Genomic DNA, 23401 nt, shown 5'->3' on the forward strand with positions numbered 1-23401 from the left:
AAAGGGAGAAGACAAGGATTTCACCATGAAGATCGGACTGATCGGCCTCGGCCGGATGGGCGGCAATATCGCGCGCCGTTTGATGAAGAACGGCCATGAAGTCGTCGCCTATGACCGCGACGCCGAAGCCGTGAAGAAGCTCGCCGCCGATGGCGCGATCGGCGCGGACTCGCTTGACGACATGCGCGGCAAGCTCGACACGCCGGCGATCTGGTGGGTCATGGTGCCTGCGGGCGAGCCGACCGAAAGTACCGTCCAGGCGATCGCAGCGAAGGCTAACGACGGCGACATCATCATCGACGGCGGCAACAGCTTCTACAAGGACGACGTCCGTCGCGCCAAGGAACTGGCCGAAAAGGGCATCCATTACGTCGACGTCGGCACGTCTGGCGGCGTGTGGGGCCTCGAGCGCGGCTATTGCATGATGATCGGCGGCGACAAGGAAACGGTCGATTACCTCGATCCGATCTTCGAGACGCTCGCACCGGGCATGGGCGACATCGTCCGCACGCCGGGCCGCGTCGAGGGTCAGGCCGATCCGCGTGCCGAGAAGGGCTATATCCACGCAGGCCCATCGGGCGCCGGGCACTTCGTCAAGATGGTCCATAACGGCATCGAATACGGCCTGATGCAGGCCTATGCCGAGGGCTTCGACATCCTCAAGGGCAAGTCGGGCGAGCATGTCGCGGAGGACGAGCGCTTCGACATCAACCTGACCGACGTCGCCGAAGTCTGGCGTCGCGGCAGCGTGATTTCGTCGTGGTTGCTCGACCTGTCGGCGATCGCGCTGGCGAAGGACGGCAAGCTGGAGGCGTTCAGCGGCAGCGTCGCGGACTCGGGCGAGGGCCAGTGGACGATCGACGCGGCGATGGAGGAGAAGGTGCCGGCCAACGTGCTGACCGCCGCGCTCTACGCACGCTACCGCAGCCGGGTCGACCATACGTTCGGCGACAAGCTGTTGTCGGCGATGCGCTATGGCTTTGGCGGTCATGTCGAGATGCCGCAGTGAGTGCCCAAGTGAGTTCTGGTATCAAGCTCCTCGTCTCCGATGTCGACGGCACGCTCGTCGACAAGGAGAAGAAGGTAACGCCGGCAACGGTTGATGCAGTCGAACGGCTGAAGGCGGCGGGCCTCGGCTTCACGATCATCAGCGCGCGGCCGCGGTCGGGGATGATGCCGATCGCCGAGCTGCTCGGCATCGACGAGCCCATGGGCGCGTTCAATGGCGGGATCGTGTTCAAGCGCGACGGCACCGTGATCGAGCATCACATGATCGACGTGGACGTCGTGCGGGGCGCGATGGAGATCGTCGGTGACGCGCCGGTCGACACTTGGTTCTTTGCTGACGACGTATGGTATGCCAGCACCGATCAGGGTGGGCATGTCGGCAGCGAGCGTAAGGCGTCGGCACAGGATCCGGTGATCGTTTCCGACTTCTCCGATCTGCTGGCCAAGGCGGACAAGGTTACCTTCGTCAGCGATGACGAGGAGTTATTGCGCGACTTGCATGCCAAGGTCGCGGCCAAGTTCGATACGCAGGCGACGATCGTCCAGTCGCAGACCTATTATCTCGACATCACGCCGGTTGCCGGCAACAAGGGCAGCGGGATCGAGGAACTGGCGGACGCGTTCGGCATCAGCTTGACGCAGACCGCGGCGATCGGCGATCAGGCCAACGACATCGCGATGCTCAAGCGCGCGGGCCTCGCCATCGCGATGGGCAACGCGCCGCAGAATGTCCGCGACGTCGTCCACCAGATTACCAGCGCGAACGATGCTGACGGCGTCGCGCACGCGATCGACAATTTTATCCTTACTGGAGTTTCCGCATGAAAGAGTTGGTTGCCTTCGACCTCGATGGAACGCTGGCCGAGAGCAAGCAGCCCCTGCAGGAGCCGATGGGCGAGGCGCTGGCGAACCTGCTCGACGTCGCGCATGTCGCGGTGATCTCGGGTGGCGACTGGCCGCAGTTCGAAAAGCAGGTGGCTTCGCGGTTGCCCGAGCGTGCCGATCGCACCAAGCTGTGGCTGATGCCGACGACGGGGACCAAGCTGTACCGGTTCGATGGCGAATGGCGCGCGGTGTATGCCGAGCTGTTCGAGGAGGACGAGAAGCAGAAGATCCTGAAGGCGTTCGACGAGTCGCTCGAGGCGACCGGTTTCGTACCGGAGAAGACCTGGGGCGAGCGGATCGAGGATCGCGGTAGCCAGATCACGTTCTCGGCACTCGGCCAGGAAGCACCGATCGATGCCAAGCACAGCTGGGATCCGGATTTCGCCAAGCGCAAGGTGATCCAGGCCGATCTGCGCAAGCGCCTGCCGGGGCTGTCGATCAACATGGGCGGTGCGACCTCGATCGACATCACGCGTGAGGGTGTCGACAAGGCGTATGGTTTGAAGAAGCTCAACGAGGCGAGCGGCATCGCGCTCGACAAGATGATGTTCATCGGCGACGCGATCTTCCCGGGCGGGAATGATTATCCGGCGGAGCAGCTTGGGTTGGACGTCGTGAAGGTGAAGAACGTCGATGGCACGCTGGCGGCGATCGCCGGGATCGTCGCGTGTCTGAAGTAAGGTCATGAGCGTCGCTTTCCGTCGCGAGAGTGACGAGGAACATCTCGAGCCGAAGTTCGAACAGCCGATCGCGCCGGGGCCGAATCTGGTCACGGCGCGGGGGTTACGGCTGATCGGCGAGCGGGTCGTGGAGATCGAGGCTGCGGTTGCGGCGGAGACCGACGAGGAGGCGCGGAAGCTTCTGCTGCGTGACCTGCGGTATTGGCATACGCGGCAGACGACCGCCGAGATTGCGCCTGAGCCTGAAGAGGACGAGGTCGGGATCGGCTCGCGGGTTCGGGTTCGGATGAATGGGGCGGAGCGGGTGATTTCGATCGTCGGTGGTGACGAGGCCGAGCCTGGTGATGATCGGCTGGCGTTCTCGGCACCCTTGGCACGTGCGTTAATGGGGGCTGCCGTCGGGGAGACGGTCGCGTTTGCGGACAAGGCGGATGCGATCGAGGTGCTGGCGATCGACAAGGATGACGGCTGATGGCTGAGGCGAAATTCGAGCGGCATCGTCAGGCTTGGACGCAGGACGAGATCCAGAAGCTGCATACGCTGGCGAAGAAGGGCATGGCGCTGAAGGCGATCGCCAAGGCGCTGACCCGGAGCGAGGAGTCGGTGAAGGTGCGGGCGAAGGAGGATTCGCTGAATATCGCGAAGCTGCGGTAGGCTTATGAGGCAAGAAGCCCTCTCCCCTCCGGGGAGAGGGTTGGGTGAGGGGCTGTTCCGGGCGGTGCGCTGCTTGGCGGCCCCTCACCCCGGCCCTCTCCCCGGAGGGGAGAGGGAGAAGAAGGGCGGTGGCGTTCTCGCTTCGCTATGTTCCACGGCGCCATCGGATACTGTCGCCCTTTCACTCCCCACTATCTAGAGGGCCACCACCCCGGCGAAGGCCGGGGCCCAATTGGAAAGGTCGCCGTAACGAGGCGCAGACTGCGTCATTGCCGTCCCCCGATTGGGCCCCGGCCTTCGCCGGGGTGGTGCTGTTTGGCGAACTGGAATGCGAGTCTGAAAGGCAGATCACCACCACCTATGTCGCCGATCCCGAACGCGCTACAGCGGCCACCCCTTGTTCTCCCGCGAAGGCGGGAGCCCGGTCTGGGTCCCCGCCTTCGCGGGGAAACATTCTAATTGGCGGCTCCCGACCTGAGCCTTACGGAGCTACACTTGGCTGATTACGACGCGATAATCCTCGGAGCCGGTGCCGCCGGCCTCATGTGCGCCGCCGTCGCCGGCCAGCGCGGGCGGAAGATGCTGCTCGTCGATCACGCCGACCAAGCCGGCAAGAAGATCCTCATCTCCGGCGGCGGGCGGTGCAATTTCACCAACGTGCACACCGCCGCCGACCGCTACATCTCCGCCAACCCGCATTTCGCCAAGTCCGCGCTCGGCCGCTACACCGCGCAGGATTTCATCGCGCTCGTCGAGTCCTACGGCATCGCGTGGCATGAGAAGACGCTCGGGCAACTCTTCTGCAACGGCTCCGCGAAGCAGATCGTCGAGATGCTGCTCGACGAATGTGACAAGGGGCGAGTCGATCTGTCGCTCGGTCGCGCGGTCACTGGAGTCGAACACGCAGACGGCCGCTACCGCGTCTCGCTCGACGGCCGCACCGTCACCGCCTCCGCTTTAGTCATCGCCACCGGCGGGCCATCGATCCCGAAGATGGGCGCGACCGGGTTCGCCTATGATCTCGCGCGGCAGTTCGGGTTGAAGGTCGTCGAGCCACGCCCCGCACTCGTCCCGCTGACGCTCGGTGGCGACGAGATCCTGTTTCGCGAATTGTCGGGCGTTGCCGCCGACGTGGTTGCGACCGCCGGCAAGACAGCCTTCCGCGAGGCGGCGCTGTTCACGCACCGCGGCCTGTCCGGTCCTGCGATCCTCCAAGCATCGTCGTATTGGCGCCACGGCCAGCCCGTCGGGATCGATTTCCTCCCCGATCGCGAGTCCGGCTGGCTCCCCGCCGCCAAGCGTACCACGCCGCGCGCGACTCTCCGGAAACTGCTCGGCAGCACACTGCCGGACCGACTCGCGGAGACTCTAAGCGACCGATTGGGGATGACGAGCGAGATTTCCACCCTCACCGACCGGAAACTCCAGGATGCCGAACGCGTGCTAAGTCATTGGCAATTCACGCCAAACGGCTCGGAAGGCTATGCCAAGGCCGAGGTGACCGCTGGCGGAATCAGCACTGCGGAACTATCTTCGCAAACAATGCAAGCCAAACGCGTACCAATGTTGTATGCGGTCGGCGAAGCGGTCGATGTCACAGGGTGGCTCGGCGGCTACAACTTCCAATGGGCATGGGCGAGCGGGTGGGCCGCGGGCCAAGTCCTGTAGGGACCACCACGCCAGTGCTTTGCCGTAGCGTCAAGCCGGCCACCAATTAGGACGTACATGCCTTTTACCAATATTCCGTCGCTTCTCTCCGAGGCGCTCGAAGCGCGCGGCTATACCGCGCTCACCCCCGTCCAGGCTCATGTGATCGAGGACAATGCGATCGGTCGCGATCTCGTCGTGTCGGCGCAGACCGGTTCGGGCAAGACCGTCGCGTTCGGCCTGGCGATGGCCGGCGAACTGCTCGGTGAGGCCGGCGAGGACGGCGTCCAGCGCCTGCCCGCGCCGCACAAGCCGCTCGTGCTCTGCATCGCGCCGACTCGCGAGCTAGCGCTCCAGGTCAGCCGCGAGCTGATGTGGCTCTACGCCAAGGCTGGCGCGCGGATTTCGACCTGCGTCGGCGGGATGGACGCCTCGAAGGAGCGTCGTTCGCTGGCACATGGCGCGCATATCGTCGTCGGTACGCCGGGGCGTCTGCGCGATCACCTCGAGCGTGGCGCGCTCGACCTGTCGGCCCTGAAGGTCGCGGTGCTCGACGAGGCCGACGAGATGCTCGACATGGGCTTCCGCGAGGATCTCGAGCAGATCCTCGACGCATCGCCCGAGCAGCGCCGTACGCTGTTGTTCTCGGCGACGATGCCGCGGCCGATCGTCGCGCTCGCCAAGCGCTACCAGAAGGACGCGCTGCGGATTTCGACCGTCGGCGAGGATCGCGGCCATGGCGATATCTCGTACCAGGCCGTCACGGTCTCGCCGTCCGAGATCGAGCATGCGGTGATCAACCTGCTGCGCTTCCACGAGGCGGAGACGGCGATGCTGTTCTGCGCCACGCGTGACAATGTGCGCCACCTGCATGCGAGCCTGGTCGAGCGTGGCTTTGCTGCCGTTGCGCTGTCGGGCGAGCATTCGCAGAACGAGCGTAATGCGGCGCTTCAGGCTTTGCGCGACCGTCGTGCTCGCGTCTGCGTTGCGACCGACGTTGCGGCTCGCGGTATCGATCTGCCGACGTTGTCGCTGGTCGTGCACGTCGAGCTGCCGCGCGATGCCGAGACGCTCCAGCATCGCTCGGGTCGTACCGGTCGTGCAGGCAAGAAGGGCACCGCCGTCCTGATCGTGCCGTTCCCGCGTCGCCGTCGCGTCGAGATGATGCTCCGTGGTGCGAAGATCAACGCGGAGTGGGTCAACGCCCCGACCGCGGAGGACATCCGCAAGAACGACCACGAGCGCCTGATCGGCATGCTGTTGCAGCCGGTCGAGGTCGAGGAGGAGGATCGCGCACTCGCCGTCCGCCTGATGGCCGAGAAGACGCCGGAGGATATTGCCGCGGCGCTGGTGCACATGCACCGTTCGACGATGCCGCAGGCCGAGGATCTGATCGACCAGAGCAAGCAGCCGACGCAGGACGAGCGTAGCCAAGGGCCGCGCGCCGGCTTCGAGGACACGGTGTGGTTCCGGATGGACATCGGTCGTCGCCAGAACGCCGATCCGCGCTGGATCCTGCCGCTGATCTGCCGTCGCGGGCACATCACCAAGTCTGAGATCGGCGCGATCCGGATCGGGCCGAACGAGACCGCTTTCGAGATTCCTCGCGCGGTTGCGTCGCGGTTCTCGGCGGCGATCCAGCGGACTGCGCAGGCTGGCGAAGAAGAGAGCGGCGTTGCGATCGAGGCGATGCAGGGCGCGCCGGAGAGCGGTGCGCGGCATGACGGCGGTGGCGGTGGTCGCAGCAATGCTAGCGGTCCGCGCTCGACGCTGCACCGTGCGGCACCGCGTGGCGGTCCGGCTCCGACGCGGAAGCCGCCGTATCGCGGGAATCGCGAGCGGAGCTGAGCTACCTGCCATCTTCCGTTCGTGCTGAGCGAAGTCGAAGCACCCCGGCTTGGGGCATGCCCTTCGACTTCGCTCAGGGCGAAGGGGTGGGGGGTGAGAAGCGCGGAATACCTCCAGCCCCGTCATCCTGACGAACGTCAGGATTCAGAGTAACGAACGCCGTCCTGCTTGATCCTGGATCCTGACTTTCGTCAGGATGACGGGAGCGAGTTGGGCGGTTTGGGAGGTGTACGATGACGAACGTATCTTCCAGCACGATCCGGATCCTCGTCGACGCCGACGCGTGCCCGGTGAAGGACGAGATCTACAAGGTCGCGTGGCGTCACGAAGTGCCCGTCACGATCGTCGCCAACAGCCATTTCCGCATTCCCGTCCACCCGCTGATCTCCCGCGTGGTGGTCAGCGACGGGTTCGACGCGGCGGACGACTGGATCGCCGAACAGGCCGATGCGAAGTCGGTCGTGATCACCGCCGACATCCTGCTCGCCGATCGCTGCGTGAAGGCCGGCGCGACCGTGCTAGCGAACACCGGCAAGCCGTTCACCACCAGCTCGATCGGCGGCGCCATCGCGACGCGCGCGATCATGGCGGACTTGCGTGCGGGCGGCGACATCATCGGCGGCCCGGCACCGTTTTCGAAGGCAGACCGGTCGAGCTTCCTGTCAGCGCTCGACGCGGCGCTGGTGCGGTTGAAGCGACTTTAGGGCGGCTCGTTTCGCTCCCCTCGCTGAAAGGGAGGGGCTGGGGGTGGGTTGGTCGGCTTGTGACGACCCGCTTGCCGCTGGCGTTCGATGATGCGGAACCCGACCCACCCCCGACCCCTCCCTTTCAGGGATGGGGGAAGCGTGGCGCTTATGGCGTGCACGCACGGGGTTGCCATCACGCACCGCGTATCGCCATAGGCGCGCGTTCACGGAGAACATGCGATGCACACGAACGCTGGCGGCCCCGCGCTGGGGCTGGATTTCGGCACGACCAACAGCGTCGTGGCGCTGGGGACGGCGGGTGGGCTGCCCGAACTGGTGACGTTTGCGGCGCCCGCCGAGACGAGCCCGGTATTCCGCTCGGCGTTGTGCTTCTGGCAGGACGACAGCGGCAAGGGGCTCGCGTCGGATGCGGGGCCATGGGCGATCGCGGAATATATGGAGTATCCGCTCGACAGCCGGTTCATCCAGTCGTTCAAGTCGGTCGCGGCGATGAAGACGTTCGAGCAGGCCTCGGTCTTCGACAAGCGCTATCGCTTCGAAGAAATGGGCCAGCTGTTCCTCGAAAAGCTGATCGCACATGCAGGCGGCAAGCTCGACACGCGGCCGCACCGGATCGTCGTCGGGCGGCCGGTCGAATATGCCGGTGCGCGGCCCGACGAGGCTTTGGCGCGCACGCGCTACGACGCGATGTTCAAGGGCTTTGGGGCGGAGATCCACTACGTCTACGAACCGCTCGGCGCGGCGTACAGCTACGCGACGCGGCTGACCGAGCCGGCGACGATTCTGGTGGCGGATTTCGGCGGCGGTACGAGCGACTTTTCGGTGGTGCGTGTGGCCGAACCGGGCGCGGCGCGGCGGTGTACGCCGCTCGGGCATGCGGGCGTCGGGATTGCGGGGGATCGGTTCGATTACCGCATTCTCGATCGTCTCGTGCTGCCGATGCTGGGCAAGGGCGGCGCGTACAAGTCGTTCGGCAAGGAACTCGAGATTCCCCGCGCGTATTTCGCCGATTTCGCGGACTGGTCGCGGCTGGCGCTGATGCGCAACCGCAAGACGATGACCGAGCTCGAGCGGTTGCAGAAGACCGCGGTCGATCCGGACGCGATCGGGCGGATGATCGCGGTGATCGAGAACGAACTGGGGTATCCGCTGTACGACGCGGTCGGGTCGCTCAAGCGCGCGCTGTCGAGCGGCGAGGATGCGCATTTCCACTTTGCGGGCGCGGGGCTGGAGATCGAGGCGGACGTGACGCGCGCGCAGTTCGAGGGCTGGATCGCCGACGACGTCGTGCGGATCGAGGCGGCGGTCGATCGGGCCTTGGACGTCGCCAACGTCGGCGGCGGCGAGATCGACCGGGTGTTCCTGACCGGCGGGTCGTCGCTGATCCCGCGCATCCGCCGTAACTTCGTCGAACGGTTCGGCGAGGCGGCGATCATGAGCGGCGGCGAACTGACCTCGATCGCGCACGGGCTGGCCTTGATCGGCGAGCAGGACGATATCGCGGCGTGGTCCGCATGATCCCTCGCGTGCTTCTCGGTACGGCGCAGGTGCCGGGTGGGGGCGAGCTTCGGTTGCTCCAGCGTGGTGCAGAGTTCTCGATCATGCTCGGGGCGAACGAGTTGATGAACAGCCGGTTGAGCGGGTCGGAAGAGGCGCTGGCGGAGCAGGCGTGCGATCGGATCGGGACACGGCCGGGTGTGCGGATGCTGATCGGTGGGCTCGGGATGGGGTTCACCTTGCGGGCCGCGCTTGGCCGGCTTGGCCCTGACGCGGAGGTTGCGGTTGCGGAGATCGTGCCGGCGGTGATCGAGTGGGCGCGGGGGCCGATGGCGGCGTTGCACGGCGACAGCCTGACCGATCCGCGGACACGGATCTTCGAGGGCGATGTTGCCGCGGCGATTGCCGAGGGGGAGTGGGACGCGATCCTGCTCGACGTCGATAACGGGCCTGACGGAATTTCGCGGCCGGGTAACGACCGGCTGTATGGCGCGCGCGGACTTTCGCTGGCGTGGGCGGCGCTCAGGCCGGGTGGCGTGCTGGCGGTGTGGTCGTCCGCGCCGAGCAAGCCGTTCGCCAACCGGCTCGCCGAAGCGGGGTTCGCGGTCGACGAGGTGATCGCGCGGGCGACGCGCAAGGGCGGGGCGCGGCATGTGATCTGGTTCGCCACGAGGGCATGATCGGGCGCTGGGCTATCCTGATTGCGCTGTCGGCGGCGATGGCGGGTGTGCTGGAACTGGTCGGGCTGCCAGCGGGATTGCTGCTCGGGCCGATGGTCGCGGCGGTGGTGCTGGCCGTTCGCGGGTGGTCGCTGACCGTGCCGACGTCGGCGTTTCGTGGCGCGCAGGCGGCGGTGGGGACGCTGATCGCTGGGTCGATCACGACCGGGATCGTCGCGACGGTGGCGGATCACTGGCCGGTCTTCCTGATGGTCAATTTCGTCACGCTCGCGGCCAGCAGCGTGCTCGGGTATCTGCTCAGCCGGTGGCAGGTGTTGCCCGGCACCGTCGCGGTGTGGGGATCGACGCCGGGCGCAGCTAGCGCGATGGTGTTGATGGCGCAGGCCTATGGCGCGGACTCGCGGCTGGTCGCGGTGATGACCTACACGCGGGTGGTGAGCGTGGCGGTGGTGGCGTCGGTGCTGGCAGCGGTGATGGTCGGCGGGGGGAGTGGGCATCATGTCGCGGGGGCGTGGTTCGCATCTGTCGATCCGGTCGCCGTGCTGCGGACGATCGCGATTGCCGGTATTGGTGCGGGGGTGGGTGTCGCGTTGAAGCTTCCTGCCGGCGCCCTGCTCGGGTCGCTGGTGGCGGGGGCGGCGCTCAATGTTACCGGCGTTGCGCAACCGGTGTTGCCGCAGTGGCTGCTCGCTATCAGCTATGCGGTGGTGGGGTGGCGGATCGGGCTGTCGTTCACGCGTGATACGTTGCGGGTCGCGGGCAAGGCGATGCCGCGGATCCTGCTGTCGGTGGCGCTGCTGATCGCGTTTTGCGGCGGGATCGCGGCGGTGTTGACGCGGTGGTGGGGGATCGATCCGGTTACCGCGTATCTGGCGACTAGCCCGGGCGGGATGGATTCGGTCGCGATTATCGCGGCGTCGAGTCCGGTGGATGTGCCGTTCGTAATGGCGTTGCAGGTGTTGCGGTTTCTGGGGGTGCTGTTGATCGGGCCTCCGTTGGCGAAGTTCGTGGCGACGCGGCAGGGCGGTGTGCCGCCGCCGGTGATCCCTACTTAGATCTTTCCCCGACATCCCCAACCCCAACCCCAACCCCGTTCGCCCTGAGCGAAGTCGAAGGGTGGGTACCGCGCGCAGGTGCTTCGACTTCGCTCAGCACGAACGGGTGTGGTGTGCGACTTCCCCTCAGGGCGAACAGGTATGGGGTGGAGGTTACCCCCTGTTCGGACGATACGCCTCCACGTCGATCTCGTGGCGCTTGAGCTTGTCGTAGAACGTCTTTCGCGGGATGCCGAGTGCGGCCAGCGCGGAGCGGACGTCGCCGTTGACCTGTTGGAGGGTCGCGCGGATCGTGGCTTCCTCGAACTTGTCGACGCGGGCGGGGAGGGGGATTTCGCTGTCCTCGTCGACCGCCTCCTCCGCCTCGACGCGGAGGACGAGGCGCTTGGCGAGATTGTCGAGTTCGCGGACGTTGCCCGGCCAGTCATGCTGGGCGAGATAGGCTAACGTCGCGGTATCGATGGTCGGGACCTCGCGACCGAACCGTTCCGCCGCCTGGTGGAGCAGGTGGCCGAACAGCAGCGGTATGTCGTCGCGGCGTTCCCTCAGCGGCGGGATGCGCAGGCGTACCGCGTCGAGCCGGAACAGGAGATCGGCGCGGAAGCGGCCTTCCTCGACGGCGTGGTCAAGGCCGGGTTTGGCGGCGGCGATCACGCGGAGGTCGAGTGCACGCGGCAGGTCGCCACCGACCGGCATGACCTCACGCTCCTCCAGCACCCGCAGCAGTTTCGCCTGGAAGGCCGGCAGCGTGCTCTCGATCTCGTCGAGGAACAGCGTGCCGCGGTTCGAGGCCTCGATCCGGCCGGTGCGTGGCAGGCGGGAGTCGCCGTCGTGGCCGAACAGTTCGATTTCCGCGACCGCCTCGGGCAGCGCGGCGCAGTTGACCGCTACGAAGGGCCGCGAGCGACGGTTGCTCCAGCGGTGGAGGAGGACGGCGACGAGTTCCTTGCCGGTGCCGGTCTCTCCCTCGATCAAGACGTCGATATCGGCTTGTGCGATCTGGCGCATCGTTTCGCGGAGGCGGACCATCACCGGGGTTTCGCCGATCAGCGGTTCGGCGCCGATCGTTTCCTCGGCCGCCGCTCTGAGCCGACGGTTATCGAGGACGAGGCGGCGCATTTCGAGCGCACGCCGGGCGCCCGCGATCAGGTGATCGGTCGCGAACGGTTTGGGGATGAAGTCGAACGCGCCGTTCTTCAGCGCGGCGACCGCCATCGCGACATCGCCGTGGCCGGTCATCAGCAGCACGGGGATCTCGTGGTCGATCGCGGCGATCCGGCGGAAGAGTTCGAGGCCGTCCATCTTCGGCATGCGGATGTCGGATACGACCGCGCCGTCGAACCCGGCGGTCACGCGGGCCAGCGCGACGGTCGGATCGCGTTCGGCGATCACCGCGATGCCCGCGAGTTCGAACGATTGCTCCAGCGCACCGCGCAACACGTCGTCGTCGTCGACGAGCAATACCGCTTGCTCGCTCATGCCTTCACCAGGATCATACGGAAAATGGCGCCTTCTGGAGCTGGGACGAGGTCGAGCGTGCCGCCGAACTCGGTCATGATGTCGCGCGCGATGCCGAGGCCGAGCCCGAGGCCGTCCTTCTTGCTCGTCGCGAACGGGGTGAAGAGGTTGTCGGCGATCGCCGCGTCGATGCCGGGACCGTTGTCTGCGACGGTCAGCACGACGTCGCGGCCCTTCCGCCCGACTGTGACGCTGACGCGGGCGTCGCGGCGGTCGGCGACCGCGTCGAGTGCGTTCTGGAGGAGGTTGACGAGGACCTGCTCCAGGCGGACGCGGCCGGCGATGACGGTCAGGCGTGCTTCGGGGCCGGTCGGGAGGTCGAGCGTCACGCCCTTCGCGCGAAAGCGGTCGCCGATCAGCAGGCGGACGCCGTCGATCGCCTCGTCGAGCGCCACCGGGCCGATCGAGCCTGCGCCCCGTCTCGCATAACGCCTGAGGCCCGCGGTGATCGTGCCGATCCGGCTGGTGAGATCGACGATCGACTGGAGATTGGTCGCCGCGCGCGCCGGTTCGCCGCGGTCGAGGAAGGCGGCGGCGTTGTCGGCGAAGGTGCGGATCGCGGCGACCGGCTGGTTGATCTCGTGCGCGACGCTGGCGGTGATCGTGCCGATCGAGCCGACCCGGTTGGCGTGCGCCAGTTCCTCGCGCGCCTGGCGGAAACGCTGGTCGGACGCCTCGCGCTGCTCGACCTCGATTTGGAGGCGGTCGGCGGTGGCGCGGAGTTCTGCGGTGCGGCGCGCGACTTCGGCTTCGAGTTCGGCGCGGGCGCCCGCATTGCGCTTGCGCCGCTCATACGCCCACCACGCGGCCAGCATCGTCGCGATCGTCACCAGCGCGGCGATCGCGGTCGCCCAGCGTGTCCTGGCGGCGGCCATGCGTAGCGCGGCGTCGAGCGGCTCCATGTGCACCAGCCGCCAGCCCGCGATCGGCACCGGTAGCGACACCGTCACCGCCGGCGTCCCGTCCGAAAGACGCGCGAGATACTCGTCGAGCAAGAGCGGCGCGGGCGCGAGCGGCGAGTTTCCGAACTGGCGGGTGGCGATCAGCGCGGCGCGGCGCGCGGGCGCAAGCGCGCGGGTCGTACGGAATTGCAGTGCCGGGTCGCTGGAGATCAGGATGATGCCGTCCGCATCGGTCACGAAGGTCGCCATGTGGTCCTGGATCCACTCGCGGGCGATCTTCTCGAACTCGACCTTCACCACGACCACGCCGAGCGGCCGTCCGTCACGGTCGATCCGTCGCGAGAGATACAGGCCGGGGCGCCCGCTGACGCTGCCGAGCGCGAAGAACTCGGTTGCGCCCGATGCCATCGCCTTGGTGAAATACTCGCGGAACCGGTAGTCGTGGCCGAGGAAGCTGTCGGGCCGCGCGGCGTTCGACGCGGCGATCGTCATCCCCTGCGTGTCGAGCGCGTAGATCACCGGGGCGCCGGTCCGCTCCGCCAGCATCGCCAGCTTTTCGTTGAGCGCCGGGTCGACCTGGCCGGATGCGAGCGCGGCGCGCACCGCGGGATATTCGCCGAGCATGACCGGGAGCAGGCGATAGGTCTGCAACTCGGCTTCGAGCAGGCGGAGGTTGCTCCGCGTCTGCTGCACCGCGCGCATCCGGACGCTGGCGGTGACGTCGGCGACGGCGCGCTGACCATAGATCGAGGCGACCCCGGCGACGATCACGCCGAGTGCTGCAAATGCCAGCAACACCGTCAGCGCGGTGATAAACAGGGGGGATCGGAGCCGCGCCATTTGTGCGGATTATCACACACGAACGAGGTTCGCCATCACCCAAACACGGCATTTTCCACACATCTGAAAACCCGGTATGCCGACAAAGTACGCAAAACCAACGTTTTATGCGTAATGTCACGTGGTCTTGTAGTCCTCGGTTCGGCCCGGCATTACCGTCGCCATAAACGTCCCGAGGCAGTGGACGAGGTTTTCAGGAGGCGATGTTGACCCTACCATCCCAGACATATGGTGTCGCGGAAACGCCCGCGCGCAAGCGCTGGAGCGGCCAGCTGTATATCCAGGTGCTGATCGCGATCGCGCTCGGCGCGGCGCTCGGGCATTTCTATCCGACCTATGGCGCGGCGCTGAAGCCGCTCGGCGACGCGTTCATCAAGCTGGTGAAGATGATCATCGCGCCGGTGATCTTCCTGACGCTCGTCACCGGGATCGCGGGCATGAAGGAACTGGGTTCGGTCGGCCGCGTCGCGGGCAAGGCGTTCGCCTACTTCCTGTTCTTCTCGACGCTGGCGCTGATCGTCGGGCTGATCGTCGCCAACGTCGTCCAGCCGGGCGCGGGGATGAACATCGACGCCGCCACGCTCGATACCAAGGGCATCGCGGATTACACCGTGAAGGCGCACGAGACGACGATCACCGGGTTCCTGATGAGCATCATCCCGGACACGATGGTCAGCGCGTTCACCGATGGTAACATCCTCCAGATCCTGCTGATCGCGATCCTGTTCGGCATCTCGCTGAGCCTGGTCGGCGAGCCTGCCAAGCCGGTGCTGAACTTCCTCGAGCGCCTCAGCCTGATCGTCTTCAAGCTGGTCGGCATCCTGATGCGCGCAGCCCCGCTGGGTGCGTTCGGTGCGATCGCCTTCACTATCGGCAAATACGGGATCGGCAGCCTCGCCAATCTCGGCGCGCTGGTCGCGACCTTCTATCTCACCGCGGCGCTGTTCGTGGTCGTCGTGCTCGGCACCGTTGCGCGGCTCACCGGTTTCTCGATCTTCAAGCTGATCAAGTATCTGAAGGCCGAACTGCTGCTGGTGCTCGGCACGTCGTCGTCGGAAGCCGCCCTGCCGAACCTGATCCAGAAGATGGAGGCGGCAGGCTGCGAGAAGTCGGTCGTCGGGCTGGTCGTGCCGACCGGCTATTCGTTCAACCTCGACGGCACCAACATCTACATGACGCTGGCGGCCTTGTTCATCGCGCAGGCAACCAACACGCACCTGACGCTCGGCCAAGAACTGCTGTTGCTAGTCGTGGCGATGATCTCGTCCAAGGGTGCGGCCGGCGTTACCGGTGCGGGCTTCATCACCTTGGCCGCGACGCTGTCGATCGTGCCGACCGTGCCGATCGCGGGGATGGCGCTGATCCTGGGCGTCGATCGCTTCATGAGCGAGTGCCGCAGCCTGACCAACTTCATCGGCAACGCGGTCGCGACGATCGTCGTGGCGCGCTGGGAAGGTGCCCTCGACCGCGACAAGCTCGACGCCGCCTTGTCGGGCAAGCTGCCCGAGCTGGCGCCGGCGCAGACGTCCGCCCCCACGACGGCCCCCACGACGGCTGGGCCCGCAATCGTCTAAAATGAGGGTGGCGGTCGCCCGGCAGCGGGCAGCCACCCTAGCAGTTCGAGGTGCTTTTATGATCCGTCCGTCCATCGGTGGAGCGCTGTGCGCGCTCGCCTCCTCCTTGCTCGCGTCCACCGCTATCGCCCAGACGGCTATAGCCCAGACGGCGGGAGTTCAGACCGCCCCGGCGACCGATCCCGTGGCGGCGGAGCCCGCGGCCGATCCCGTGCCTCTCTCCGATGGCGTCTCCGCAGGCGCGCCCGCATCGGCTCCGCGCCAGCTGAGGGCGCGGCGCAATCCCGTTTCGAAGGACCAGTCGGCCAGCGCTGCGGCGTCGCCGATCGCCGAGAGCTATCCCAACGCCGCGATCGGCGACGGGACGACCGCGGGTGGCTACAACCAGTCGCGCTGGGCGGAGGATTGGTCGAAGCTGCGCGATCCGGCCAAGCGCAAGGACATCGTCGACCAGCTGAAGTTCATCCCGATCGCCGCGGACGGCGAGGTGTATCTGACGCTGTCGGGCGAGGCGCGGTTGCGCGTCAACCAGACCACCAACCCTAATCTGCGCGATGCCGAAGCGCAGCGGCAGGATATTCTGCGTCTGTTCGGCGGTGCAGATCTGCATGTCGGCGAGCATTTCCGGTTTTACGGGGAATTGGCGCACGGCACGCTGGAGGGGCAGAATCTCGGCACCGCATTGCCAAATCTGCGCAACAAGCTGGCGGTGCAGCAGGCGTTCGTCGACGTGACCGGGACGGTCGCCGATGTCGATCTGGGCGTGCGTTATGGTCGCCAGACCTTCGCGGACGGGCCGAACCTGCTGGTCGTGCCGCGCGACAACAACACGTTGTATTTCGGGTTCAACGGTTTCCGCGCCTGGGCGCGGACGGCTGGAGTCCGCGCCGACGTGTTCGATTTCAAGCCGACCGCGTATGGCAATGGCGGAACACAGGACGATAATGCCGAGAGCGATCGGCGGTTCACGGGCATCTCGACCGGCATCGTTGTGCCCGAATCGCTGTTCGGCGGATCGAAGCTGTACGTCGATCCTTTCCTCTGGCGGCTGCGCGATCGCTCGGCGACGTGGGGCACCGGCACGGCGCGCGAGGTGCGCAACTTCTATGGCCTGCACATCTGGGGCGATGCGGGGCCGGTCAACCTCGACTGGACGATCAACTATCAGGGCGGCAGTTATGACAACCGCTCGATCAAGGCGTGGCTGTTGCTGGCGGGGCAGACCTATCGGCTCGGCAAGGCCAAGAATGCGCCGCGCGTCGGCTTCCATGCGGATTATGCGAGCGGTGGTGGTGCGTATGGCACCGGCACGCTGCGCAACTCGCTCGCGCCGTTCGGCAACAACATCTACTACAGCTATCAGCTGTTCGCGACGCCGACCAACCTGATCGCGGTCGCGCCCAACTTCAGCTTCACCACGCTCGGCAAGCTGAGGCTGACCGCAGAATACCAGCTGTCGTGGCGCGATACGACCAGCGACGCGGTGTACCGTGCGAACGGGTCCGCGTTCGCCGGCACGCAGAATTTCGGGGGCAAGAAGATCGCCGACACGATCCGGTTCCAGGCGGTGTATCCGATCAGCTCGCGGCTGTCGTTCACCGGGCGCTACGAGCATCTGATCGCGGGGCCGGCGCTGACGAACGCGGGGTATAAGAATTCCGACTTCCTGGCCGGGTGGATCAGCTACCGGTTCTGATGTGCTCCCCTTCCTGAAGGCGAGGGCTGTCTGACATTTTCCCCCCTCCCTGGAAGGGAGGGGCTGGGGGTGGGTCGGCTTCCGCATAATGAACGGTGATGGCCCGAGCTGGCCGACCCACCCCCGACCCCTCCCTTTCAGGGAGGGGGGAAGACGTTGGATACCGGGTGGATTAACCTGCGTCGCTCGGCTCCGCATTTTATGCGATTTTGACCATACCGGTCCTTCAATTCCTCGATCGACTGTGGCACATGGTCTCCAACATCAGGAGCACATGGCCATGGATCTCAGCTTCACGCCCGAGGAAGAAGCGTTCCGCGACGAAGTTCGCGCGTTCTTCCGCGACAAACTCCCCGCGCGTCTCTCGACGCTGGTCCGCGAAGGCAAGCGCCTCCGCAAATCGGACATGGAGGAATGGCACGCGATCCTGAACGAGCGCGGCTGGCTGGCGAACCACTGGCCCGAGGAGTGGGGCGGTCCGGGCTGGAGCGTGATCCAGCGCTTCATCTTCGACAATGAATCCGCGCTTGCGCACGCGCCTCGCGTGGTCCCGTTCGGGGTGAACATGCTCGGGCCGGTGCTGATCAAATACGGCTCCGAGGAGCAGAAGAAGCACTGGTTGCCGCGTATCCTCGATGGCTCCGACTGGTGGTGCCAGGGCTATTCGGAGCCGGGCGCAGGCTCCGATCTCGCGGGCCTCAAGACGACCGCGGTTCGGAAGGGCGACGTCTATGTCGTCAACGGCCAGAAGACCTGGACGACGCTCGGCCAGCATGCCGACATGATCTTTTGCCTCGTCCGCACCGATCCGGCCGCGAAGAAGCAGGAGGGCATTTCGTTCCTGCTGATCGACATGAAGTCGCCCGGTATCGAAGTACGCCCGATCACGCTGATCGACGGCGAGCAGGAGGTGAACGAGGTGTTCTTCACCGATGTCGAGGTGCCGGTGGCGAACCTCGTCGGGGAGGAGAACCAGGGCTGGACCTACGCCAAGTATCTGCTGACCTATGAGCGCACCAACATCGCCGGCGTCGGCTTCTCGATCGCGTCGTTCGAGCGACTGAAGGAAGTCGCGCAGATGCAGAAGAAGGGCGGGCGGGCGCTTGCCGACGACCCGTTGTTCGCGGCGCGGATGGCGCGGGTCGAGATCGATCTGGCCAACATGCAGACGACCAACCTGCGCGTGCTGGCGGCGGTCGCGGGCGGTGGTGCGCCGGGGGCGGAAAGTTCGATGCTCAAGATCAAGGGCACCGAGATCCGCCAGGAGATCACCTCGCTGACCCGTCGTGCCTATGGTTCGTATGCCGCGCCTTACATACCCGAGGCTCTGGAAGCCGGGTGGAACGGTGAGGATGTCGGCCCGGAGGACGCGGCGATGGCGGCGCCGAGCTATTTCAACAACCGCAAGCTGTCGATCTTCGGCGGGTCGAACGAGATCCAGAAGAACATCATCTCCAAAGCCATCCTGGGTCTGTGATCACATGAACTTCGAACACTCCGACGACCGGCGCATGCTGGCCGACACGCTCGTCCGCGCGCTGCGGGACGGCTATCCGATCGATACCCGCAATGCGGGGGCGTATAGCGAGGCAGGGTACGACCCGGCGGTCTGGAAGCAGTTGAACGAACTCGGCATCGTCTCGGCCTTGTTCGACGAGGCGGCGGGCGGTTTCGGCGGCAGCGGGTTCGACATCATGGTGGTGTTCGAGGCGCTCGGCCGGGCGCTGGTGGTCGAGCCGTTCCTGGGTGCGCTGATGGCCGGCCGGGCGTTGGCGAAGGCCGGCGGACAGGACGAGATGCTGTCCGGGGTCGTGTCGGGCGAGACGATCGCCGCTTTCGCACTCGATGACGGCGCCACGCCGGTGACCGCGACGAAGAGCGGCGATGGCTGGACGCTCAGCGGGACGAAGGCGGTCGTGCCGCAGGCCGGTGCGGCGTCGGTGTTCGTCGTGGTGGTCGAGCAGGACGGCGATCCGCTGGTGCTGGTCGTGCCCGCGGACACGGCGGGCGTGTCGGTGCGAAGCTACAACACCGTCGAGGGCGGTGCGGCCGGCGACGTGACGTTCGATGGCGTGACGCTAGGGGCTGAGGCGCGGCTTGGCGGCGACGGGCAGGGGCAGGCGATCGTGGACGCGGCGGTAGGGGCGGGGCTGCTTGCGCTGTCGGCCGAAGCGGTGGGCGCGATGGAGTTCGTGAAGGAGGCGACGCTCGGCTATCTCCGCGACCGCAAGCAGTTCGGTGTGCCGATCGGCAAGTTCCAGGCGCTCCAGCACCGCATGGCGACCGTTCTGCTCGAGATCGAACAGGCGCAGTCGGCGGTGATCAACGCGGCGTCGGCGTTCGACGGCGACGACGCGAAGGCGCGCGCGCGGGCGCTGGCTGCGGCAAAATATACGATCGGGCGGACTGGGGCACTGGTGGCCGAGGAGTCGATCCAGCTTCACGGTGGGATCGGCATGACGTGGGAATATGCGGTGTCGCACTATGCCAAGCGGCTGGTGATGATCGACCACCAGTTGGGTGATGAGGATTATCATTTGCAACGCTACATCGCGCTTGGCTGAGGCGGGTTGGCTGGCTTGGCTGCGCTGAGCCAACCTTGCCCACACCCCTACCCCCTCCCTGGAAGGGAGGGGGTAGGGGTGGGTAGGCTGCTTGGGATCTTCGGCACTCGCCAACTGGCCGACCCACCCCCGACCCCTCCCTTCCAGGGAGGGGGGCAGGTTAGTGCTTGGTCTCGACTGGTAAGCTCTCAGTCAAAGCCTCCTCTGGATTGGTCTCGACATCGCTTGCTTTGACCGTCACCCTCTGCGCGATCATCGGCCGCAACCGCACGCCGAGGCAGATCACCGTCGGCCATAACAGCGTATTGATGATATCCAGCGAGGTGTCCTCCCAACGCCACGCCCCGAAGTTCAACCGGTCCATGATCTCGTTGAACGCTTCGCCGGCGGCCACGACGTACCACGGAATGAACGTCCCGAACGACCGCCGCGTCACCAGCCGCGCGAGCATCAGCAGCGCCATGCCGGCATGGATATGCAGGATCGTGTCGGGCAGGCCGGTGCCGTCGCCGATCGCATCGATCATCTGGTGATAGAGTTTGGGGATCAACGCGGTGCTCCGGTCCGGCGATGCTGCCGTGCAACATCGATCTATACGGCGCTCAGTTCGGGGCGGCAATCGGCGCCGAGGGCACGCCCAGCATCAGTGGCTTTAGCTCGCCGATCGTCGCGTCCAGCCAAACGATGAACCGGTCGATCCGCGCGATCCGGCGGACGTCGCGGTGGACGACGAGCCAAAAGGAGCGTTGAATATCGACCGCTTCGGGCAGGACGCGGACCAGTCCCGGTACGCGGTCGCCGATGAAGCAGGGGAGGATTCCACACCCGGCGCCGGCCGCGATCAGTTCGGCTTGTGCGACGATGCTCGAACTGCGGATCGAGGCATCGAGCCGGCCGTCGATCTCCGCCAGATAGCGGAGTTCGGGCGCATAGATCATGTCGGGCACGTAGCCGATCAGCCGGTGGCGCGTCAGGTCTGCCGTGGTCGCGATCGGTCCGGTCCGCGCTAGGTGATCGGGATGCGCGTAGAGGCCGAGGTGATAGTCGGTCAGCTTGCGTGCCACCAAAGGTCCGCTTTTCGGTCGTGCGAGCATCACCGCGATGTCCGCTTCGCGTCGTGACGGGTTTAGGAAGCCGGTCGACGCGATCAGGTCGACGGCGATCCGTGGATGCTGGTTGGTGAACGACGCGAGGCGTGGCGCTAGGATGCGGCTGCCGAAGCCTTCCGAAACGCTCAGCCGGATCGGGCCGGCGAGCACGCCCGCGTCGGTGCCGACCACTTCCTGGATGCCGAGCGCGGACGCCTCCATGGTCTCGGCATGTGCGAGCAACGCTGCGCCGCGCTCGGTCAGCGCGTAGCCGGCGACGGTCTGTTCGAACAACGTCGTCTGGAGTCGCCGCTCGAGCCGCTGCAGCCGCCGCGAGACCGTCGTCGCGTCCTGCCCGAGCAGTTTTGCGGCGGGCCCGAGCCGGTGCGTGCGCGCAAGGGCGAGGAAATACCGAACGTCGTCCCAATCCATGAACGCTTCACCTTGAGCTGCATATTCGCAGAGCGAATCTGCAAACAGCCCCACTTGGCTGCGAAAGCCTTATGGCCGACGGTGTGGATAACTAGAAGAGGATGCCCATGCGGACGATCGAGAATTTCGTGAGCGGTGCGGCCAGCACGGCCGAGCGCTTCGGCGACGTGTTCGACCCGAATTCGGGCGAGGTGCAGGCGCGGGTACGGCTGTCGGGCGCGGTCGATCTGGATGCGGCGGTCGCGGCCGCGCAAAAGGCGCAACCCGGTTGGGCCGCGACCAACCCGCAGCGCCGCGCCCGCGTCATGTTCGAGTTCAAGCGGCTCGTCGAAGCGAACATGGACGAACTGGCGCGGCTGCTCTCGTCCGAGCACGGCAAGGTGATCGCGGATTCGAAGGGCGATATCCAGCGCGGGCTCGAGGTGATCGAGTTCTGCTGCGGCATTCCGCACATCCTCAAGGGCGAATATACGCAGGGTGCCGGGCCGGGGATCGACGTCTATTCGATGCGCCAGCCATTAGGCATCGGTGCGGGCATCACCCCGTTCAACTTCCCGGCGATGATCCCGCTATGGATGAGCGGAGTCGCAATCGCCACGGGTAACGCGTTCATCCTCAAGCCGTCTGAGCGCGATCCGTCGGTGCCGGTGCGGCTTGGCAAGTTGTTTGTCGAGGCGGGGCTGCCCGAGGGCATTTTCCAAGTCGTCCACGGCGACAAGGAGATGGTCGACGCGATCCTCGACCATCCGGCGATTTCGGCGGTGAGCTTCGTCGGATCGTCCGACATCGCGCATTACGTGTACCGTCGCGGCGTCGAGGCGGGGAAGCGCGTCCAGGCGATGGGCGGCGCGAAGAATCACGGCATCGTCATGCCCGACGCGGACCTCGACCAGGTCGTCGCCGACCTGTCGGGCGCGGCTTTCGGCTCGGCGGGCGAGCGTTGCATGGCGCTGCCGGTGGTGGTGCCGGTGGGTGAGAAGACCGCGATCGCGTTGCGCGAGAAGCTGATCCCGGCGATCGCGGCGTTGCGCGTTGGTGTGTCGACCGACAACGACGCGCATTACGGCCCGGTCGTGAACGCGGCGCATCGCACCCGGATCGAGAACTGGATCCAGACCGGCGTCGACGAGGGCGCGGAACTGGTCGTCGATGGGCGTGGGTTTGCTTTGCAGGGTCATGAGAAGGGCTTCTTCATCGGCCCGTCGTTGTTCGATCACGTGACGACGGAGATGTCGGCGTACAAGGAGGAGATCTTCGGACCCGTCCTCCAGATCGTCCGCGCCGCCGATTTCGAGGAGGCGGTGCGCCTGCCGAGCGAGCATCAATACGGCAACGGCGTCGCGATCTTCACGCGCAACGGCCACGCCGCGCGCGAGTTCGCGGCGCGGGTGAACGTCGGGATGGTGGGGATCAACGTGCCGATCCCGGTACCGGTCGCGTATCATACCTTTGGCGGGTGGAAGCGCTCGGCGTTTGGGGACACCAACCAGCATGGCATGGAAGGTGTGAAGTTCTGGACCAAGGTCAAGACGATCACGCAGCGCTGGCCGGATGGCTCTGCGTTGCCGGCTATGGCGGAAGATGGCGGGCCGGCGCGGAATAACGACGCTTTCGTTATTCCGACGATGGGGTGATTGGGGTTGCGCGACCCTTCTTCCGTCATCCTGACGAACGTCAGGACCCAGAGCCACGGGCGTTGGGCTCGTGGCTCTGGGTCCCGGGTCAAGCCCGGGATGACGGTTGGGGGAGCGGTCCGAATCCCAAGTCTTCCGCCAGATCGCGCCACGTCGGATTGTCAGCTTCGATCAGTTCGATTTTCCAGGCGCGGTGCCAGTTCTTCAATTGCTTTTCGCGAGCTATGACGCTTTCCATCGTGTCCGCCATCTCGAACCAGACGAGCCGTTTGACGCCGTACATTCGGGTAAAGCCTCCGAAGGATCCGGCACGATGCCGCACAATCCGCGCCATGAGGTCGGACGTGACGCCGATGTACAGCGTACCGTTGCGCCAGCTTGCGAGGATGTAGACCGCCGGTTGCCGTTCCACACCATTTCCCCCAATCGTCATCCTGACGCACGTCAGGACCCAGAGCCACGAACACCGGCGTCCGTGGCTCTGGGTGCCGG

21 protein-coding genes are annotated in these 23401 nt (G+C 66.0%); 16 read left to right on the plus strand and 5 right to left on the minus strand.

All coding sequences use genetic code 11. The features are described 5' to 3' along the window. Nucleotides 1-25 precede the first annotated feature (25 nt). From gnd to U1708_RS02750, 11 genes are all read left to right on the plus strand, one after another. Nucleotides 26-1009, plus strand: a complete 984-nt coding sequence (gene gnd, locus U1708_RS02700) for a phosphogluconate dehydrogenase (NAD(+)-dependent, decarboxylating) (protein ID WP_332742438.1) — start codon at nucleotides 26-28, stop codon at nucleotides 1007-1009. Between the two features lie 8 nt (nucleotides 1010-1017). Then, the gene (locus U1708_RS02705; protein ID WP_332742440.1) at nucleotides 1018-1833 is read left to right on the plus strand and encodes a Cof-type HAD-IIB family hydrolase; all 816 of its coding nucleotides are present in this window, start codon (nucleotides 1018-1020) and stop codon (nucleotides 1831-1833) included. Further along, nucleotides 1830-2573 (plus strand): HAD-IIB family hydrolase, encoded by a 744-nt coding sequence (locus tag U1708_RS02710; protein ID WP_332742442.1) that lies wholly within the window; start codon nucleotides 1830-1832, stop codon nucleotides 2571-2573. The genes U1708_RS02705 and U1708_RS02710 overlap by 4 nt, the downstream gene beginning before the upstream one ends. A 4-nt stretch (nucleotides 2574-2577) precedes the next feature. Continuing rightward, nucleotides 2578-3045, plus strand: a complete 468-nt coding sequence (locus U1708_RS02715; protein ID WP_332742444.1) for a GreA/GreB family elongation factor — start codon at nucleotides 2578-2580, stop codon at nucleotides 3043-3045. Continuing rightward, a complete protein-coding gene (locus U1708_RS02720; RefSeq protein WP_055881387.1) occupies nucleotides 3045-3227 on the plus strand; it encodes a hypothetical protein in 183 nt (60 codons plus the stop codon). The genes U1708_RS02715 and U1708_RS02720 overlap by 1 nt, the downstream gene beginning before the upstream one ends. A gap of 495 nt (nucleotides 3228-3722) precedes the next feature. Beyond that, nucleotides 3723-4895 carry a BaiN/RdsA family NAD(P)/FAD-dependent oxidoreductase gene (locus tag U1708_RS02725; protein WP_332742447.1) on the plus strand — a complete coding sequence of 391 codons (1173 nt, stop codon included), beginning with the start codon at nucleotides 3723-3725 and terminating at the stop codon, nucleotides 4893-4895. A 57-nt stretch (nucleotides 4896-4952) separates the two neighbouring features. Next, complete coding sequence (locus U1708_RS02730; RefSeq protein WP_332742449.1) at nucleotides 4953-6722, plus strand: DEAD/DEAH box helicase; 1770 nt, start codon at nucleotides 4953-4955, stop codon at nucleotides 6720-6722. Between the two features lie 233 nt (nucleotides 6723-6955). Further along, nucleotides 6956-7426, plus strand: a complete 471-nt coding sequence (locus U1708_RS02735) for a YaiI/YqxD family protein (protein ID WP_332742451.1) — start codon at nucleotides 6956-6958, stop codon at nucleotides 7424-7426. A gap of 222 nt (nucleotides 7427-7648) precedes the next feature. After that, nucleotides 7649-8947: an Hsp70 family protein gene (locus tag U1708_RS02740; protein ID WP_332742453.1), complete on the plus strand. Its 1299-nt coding sequence runs from the start codon at nucleotides 7649-7651 to the stop codon at nucleotides 8945-8947. Continuing rightward, entirely contained in the window at nucleotides 8944-9606 is a 663-nt protein-coding gene (locus U1708_RS02745) for a spermidine synthase (RefSeq protein ID WP_332742455.1), read from the plus strand. The genes U1708_RS02740 and U1708_RS02745 overlap by 4 nt, the downstream gene beginning before the upstream one ends. After that, nucleotides 9603-10661, plus strand: coding sequence for an AbrB family transcriptional regulator (locus tag U1708_RS02750; protein ID WP_332742457.1), 1059 nt, complete (start codon nucleotides 9603-9605; stop codon nucleotides 10659-10661). Before U1708_RS02745 ends, U1708_RS02750 begins: the two co-directional genes overlap by 4 nt. A 153-nt stretch (nucleotides 10662-10814) precedes the next feature. Here the strand turns inward: U1708_RS02750 and U1708_RS02755 are convergent, their stop codons facing one another. Together U1708_RS02755 and U1708_RS02760 are read right to left on the minus strand one after the other, a co-directional pair. Then, nucleotides 10815-12140 (minus strand): sigma-54-dependent transcriptional regulator, encoded by a 1326-nt coding sequence (locus U1708_RS02755; RefSeq protein ID WP_332742459.1) that lies wholly within the window; start codon nucleotides 12138-12140, stop codon nucleotides 10815-10817. Continuing rightward, nucleotides 12137-13921: a sensor histidine kinase gene (locus tag U1708_RS02760; protein ID WP_332742461.1), complete on the minus strand. Its 1785-nt coding sequence runs from the start codon at nucleotides 13919-13921 to the stop codon at nucleotides 12137-12139. The genes U1708_RS02755 and U1708_RS02760 overlap by 4 nt, the downstream gene beginning before the upstream one ends. Nucleotides 13922-14127: 206 nt before the next feature. Here U1708_RS02760 and U1708_RS02765 point away from each other — a divergent pair, with 206 nt between their 5' ends. From U1708_RS02765 to U1708_RS02780, 4 genes are all read left to right on the plus strand, one after another. Further along, on the plus strand, nucleotides 14128-15495 hold the full coding sequence (locus tag U1708_RS02765) for a dicarboxylate/amino acid:cation symporter (protein WP_332742463.1): 1368 nt from the start codon (nucleotides 14128-14130) through the stop codon (nucleotides 15493-15495). 58 nt (nucleotides 15496-15553) lie between these two features. Next, the gene (locus U1708_RS02770) at nucleotides 15554-17191 is read left to right on the plus strand and encodes an alginate export family protein (RefSeq protein ID WP_332742466.1); all 1638 of its coding nucleotides are present in this window, start codon (nucleotides 15554-15556) and stop codon (nucleotides 17189-17191) included. Between the two features lie 280 nt (nucleotides 17192-17471). After that, a complete protein-coding gene (locus U1708_RS02775) occupies nucleotides 17472-18668 on the plus strand; it encodes an acyl-CoA dehydrogenase family protein (protein ID WP_332742616.1) in 1197 nt (398 codons plus the stop codon). Nucleotides 18669-18672: 4 nt separating this feature from the next. After that, complete coding sequence (locus tag U1708_RS02780; RefSeq protein ID WP_332742468.1) at nucleotides 18673-19755, plus strand: acyl-CoA dehydrogenase family protein; 1083 nt, start codon at nucleotides 18673-18675, stop codon at nucleotides 19753-19755. Between the two features lie 160 nt (nucleotides 19756-19915). On the opposite strand, the gene U1708_RS02785 is transcribed toward U1708_RS02780, so the two are convergent. After that, the gene (locus U1708_RS02785; protein ID WP_332742470.1) at nucleotides 19916-20305 is read right to left on the minus strand and encodes a hypothetical protein; all 390 of its coding nucleotides are present in this window, start codon (nucleotides 20303-20305) and stop codon (nucleotides 19916-19918) included. A gap of 52 nt (nucleotides 20306-20357) precedes the next feature. After that, nucleotides 20358-21275, minus strand: coding sequence for a LysR family transcriptional regulator (locus tag U1708_RS02790; RefSeq protein ID WP_332742472.1), 918 nt, complete (start codon nucleotides 21273-21275; stop codon nucleotides 20358-20360). Nucleotides 21276-21382: 107 nt separating this feature from the next. Here U1708_RS02790 and U1708_RS02795 point away from each other — a divergent pair, with 107 nt between their 5' ends. Then, complete coding sequence (locus U1708_RS02795; RefSeq protein WP_332742474.1) at nucleotides 21383-22909, plus strand: CoA-acylating methylmalonate-semialdehyde dehydrogenase; 1527 nt, start codon at nucleotides 21383-21385, stop codon at nucleotides 22907-22909. Between the two features lie 88 nt (nucleotides 22910-22997). Here the strand turns inward: U1708_RS02795 and U1708_RS02800 are convergent, their stop codons facing one another. Then, on the minus strand, nucleotides 22998-23342 hold the full coding sequence (locus U1708_RS02800; RefSeq protein ID WP_332742477.1) for a GIY-YIG nuclease family protein: 345 nt from the start codon (nucleotides 23340-23342) through the stop codon (nucleotides 22998-23000). Between the last annotated feature and the right edge of the window lie 59 nt (nucleotides 23343-23401).

It is taken from the genome of Sphingomonas arabinosi, from assembly GCF_036663715.1.
Lineage (GTDB): Bacteria > Pseudomonadota > Alphaproteobacteria > Sphingomonadales > Sphingomonadaceae > Sphingomonas.

What these genes read in the sequence shown, in the direction of transcription:
- gnd (WP_332742438.1), top strand. Translation starts at nt 26, where the DNA reads ATGAAGATCGGACTGATCGGCCTCGGCCGGATGGGCGGCAATATCGCG.
- U1708_RS02710 (WP_332742442.1), top strand. Translation starts at nt 1,830, where the DNA reads ATGAAAGAGTTGGTTGCCTTCGACCTCGATGGAACGCTGGCCGAGAGC.
- U1708_RS02715 (WP_332742444.1), top strand. Translation starts at nt 2,578, where the DNA reads ATGAGCGTCGCTTTCCGTCGCGAGAGTGACGAGGAACATCTCGAGCCG.
- U1708_RS02720 (WP_055881387.1), top strand. Translation starts at nt 3,045, where the DNA reads ATGGCTGAGGCGAAATTCGAGCGGCATCGTCAGGCTTGGACGCAGGAC.
- U1708_RS02730 (WP_332742449.1), top strand. Translation starts at nt 4,953, where the DNA reads ATGCCTTTTACCAATATTCCGTCGCTTCTCTCCGAGGCGCTCGAAGCG.
- U1708_RS02735 (WP_332742451.1), top strand. Translation starts at nt 6,956, where the DNA reads ATGACGAACGTATCTTCCAGCACGATCCGGATCCTCGTCGACGCCGAC.
- U1708_RS02740 (WP_332742453.1), top strand. Translation starts at nt 7,649, where the DNA reads ATGCACACGAACGCTGGCGGCCCCGCGCTGGGGCTGGATTTCGGCACG.
- U1708_RS02745 (WP_332742455.1), top strand. Translation starts at nt 8,944, where the DNA reads ATGATCCCTCGCGTGCTTCTCGGTACGGCGCAGGTGCCGGGTGGGGGC.
- U1708_RS02750 (WP_332742457.1), top strand. Translation starts at nt 9,603, where the DNA reads ATGATCGGGCGCTGGGCTATCCTGATTGCGCTGTCGGCGGCGATGGCG.
- U1708_RS02755 (WP_332742459.1), bottom strand. Translation starts at nt 12,140, where the DNA reads ATGAGCGAGCAAGCGGTATTGCTCGTCGACGACGACGACGTGTTGCGC.
- U1708_RS02760 (WP_332742461.1), bottom strand. Translation starts at nt 13,921, where the DNA reads ATGGCGCGGCTCCGATCCCCCCTGTTTATCACCGCGCTGACGGTGTTG.
- U1708_RS02770 (WP_332742466.1), top strand. Translation starts at nt 15,554, where the DNA reads ATGATCCGTCCGTCCATCGGTGGAGCGCTGTGCGCGCTCGCCTCCTCC.
- U1708_RS02775 (WP_332742616.1), top strand. Translation starts at nt 17,472, where the DNA reads ATGGATCTCAGCTTCACGCCCGAGGAAGAAGCGTTCCGCGACGAAGTT.
- U1708_RS02780 (WP_332742468.1), top strand. Translation starts at nt 18,673, where the DNA reads ATGAACTTCGAACACTCCGACGACCGGCGCATGCTGGCCGACACGCTC.
- U1708_RS02790 (WP_332742472.1), bottom strand. Translation starts at nt 21,275, where the DNA reads ATGGATTGGGACGACGTTCGGTATTTCCTCGCCCTTGCGCGCACGCAC.
- U1708_RS02795 (WP_332742474.1), top strand. Translation starts at nt 21,383, where the DNA reads ATGCGGACGATCGAGAATTTCGTGAGCGGTGCGGCCAGCACGGCCGAG.
- U1708_RS02800 (WP_332742477.1), bottom strand. Translation starts at nt 23,342, where the DNA reads ATGACGATTGGGGGAAATGGTGTGGAACGGCAACCGGCGGTCTACATC.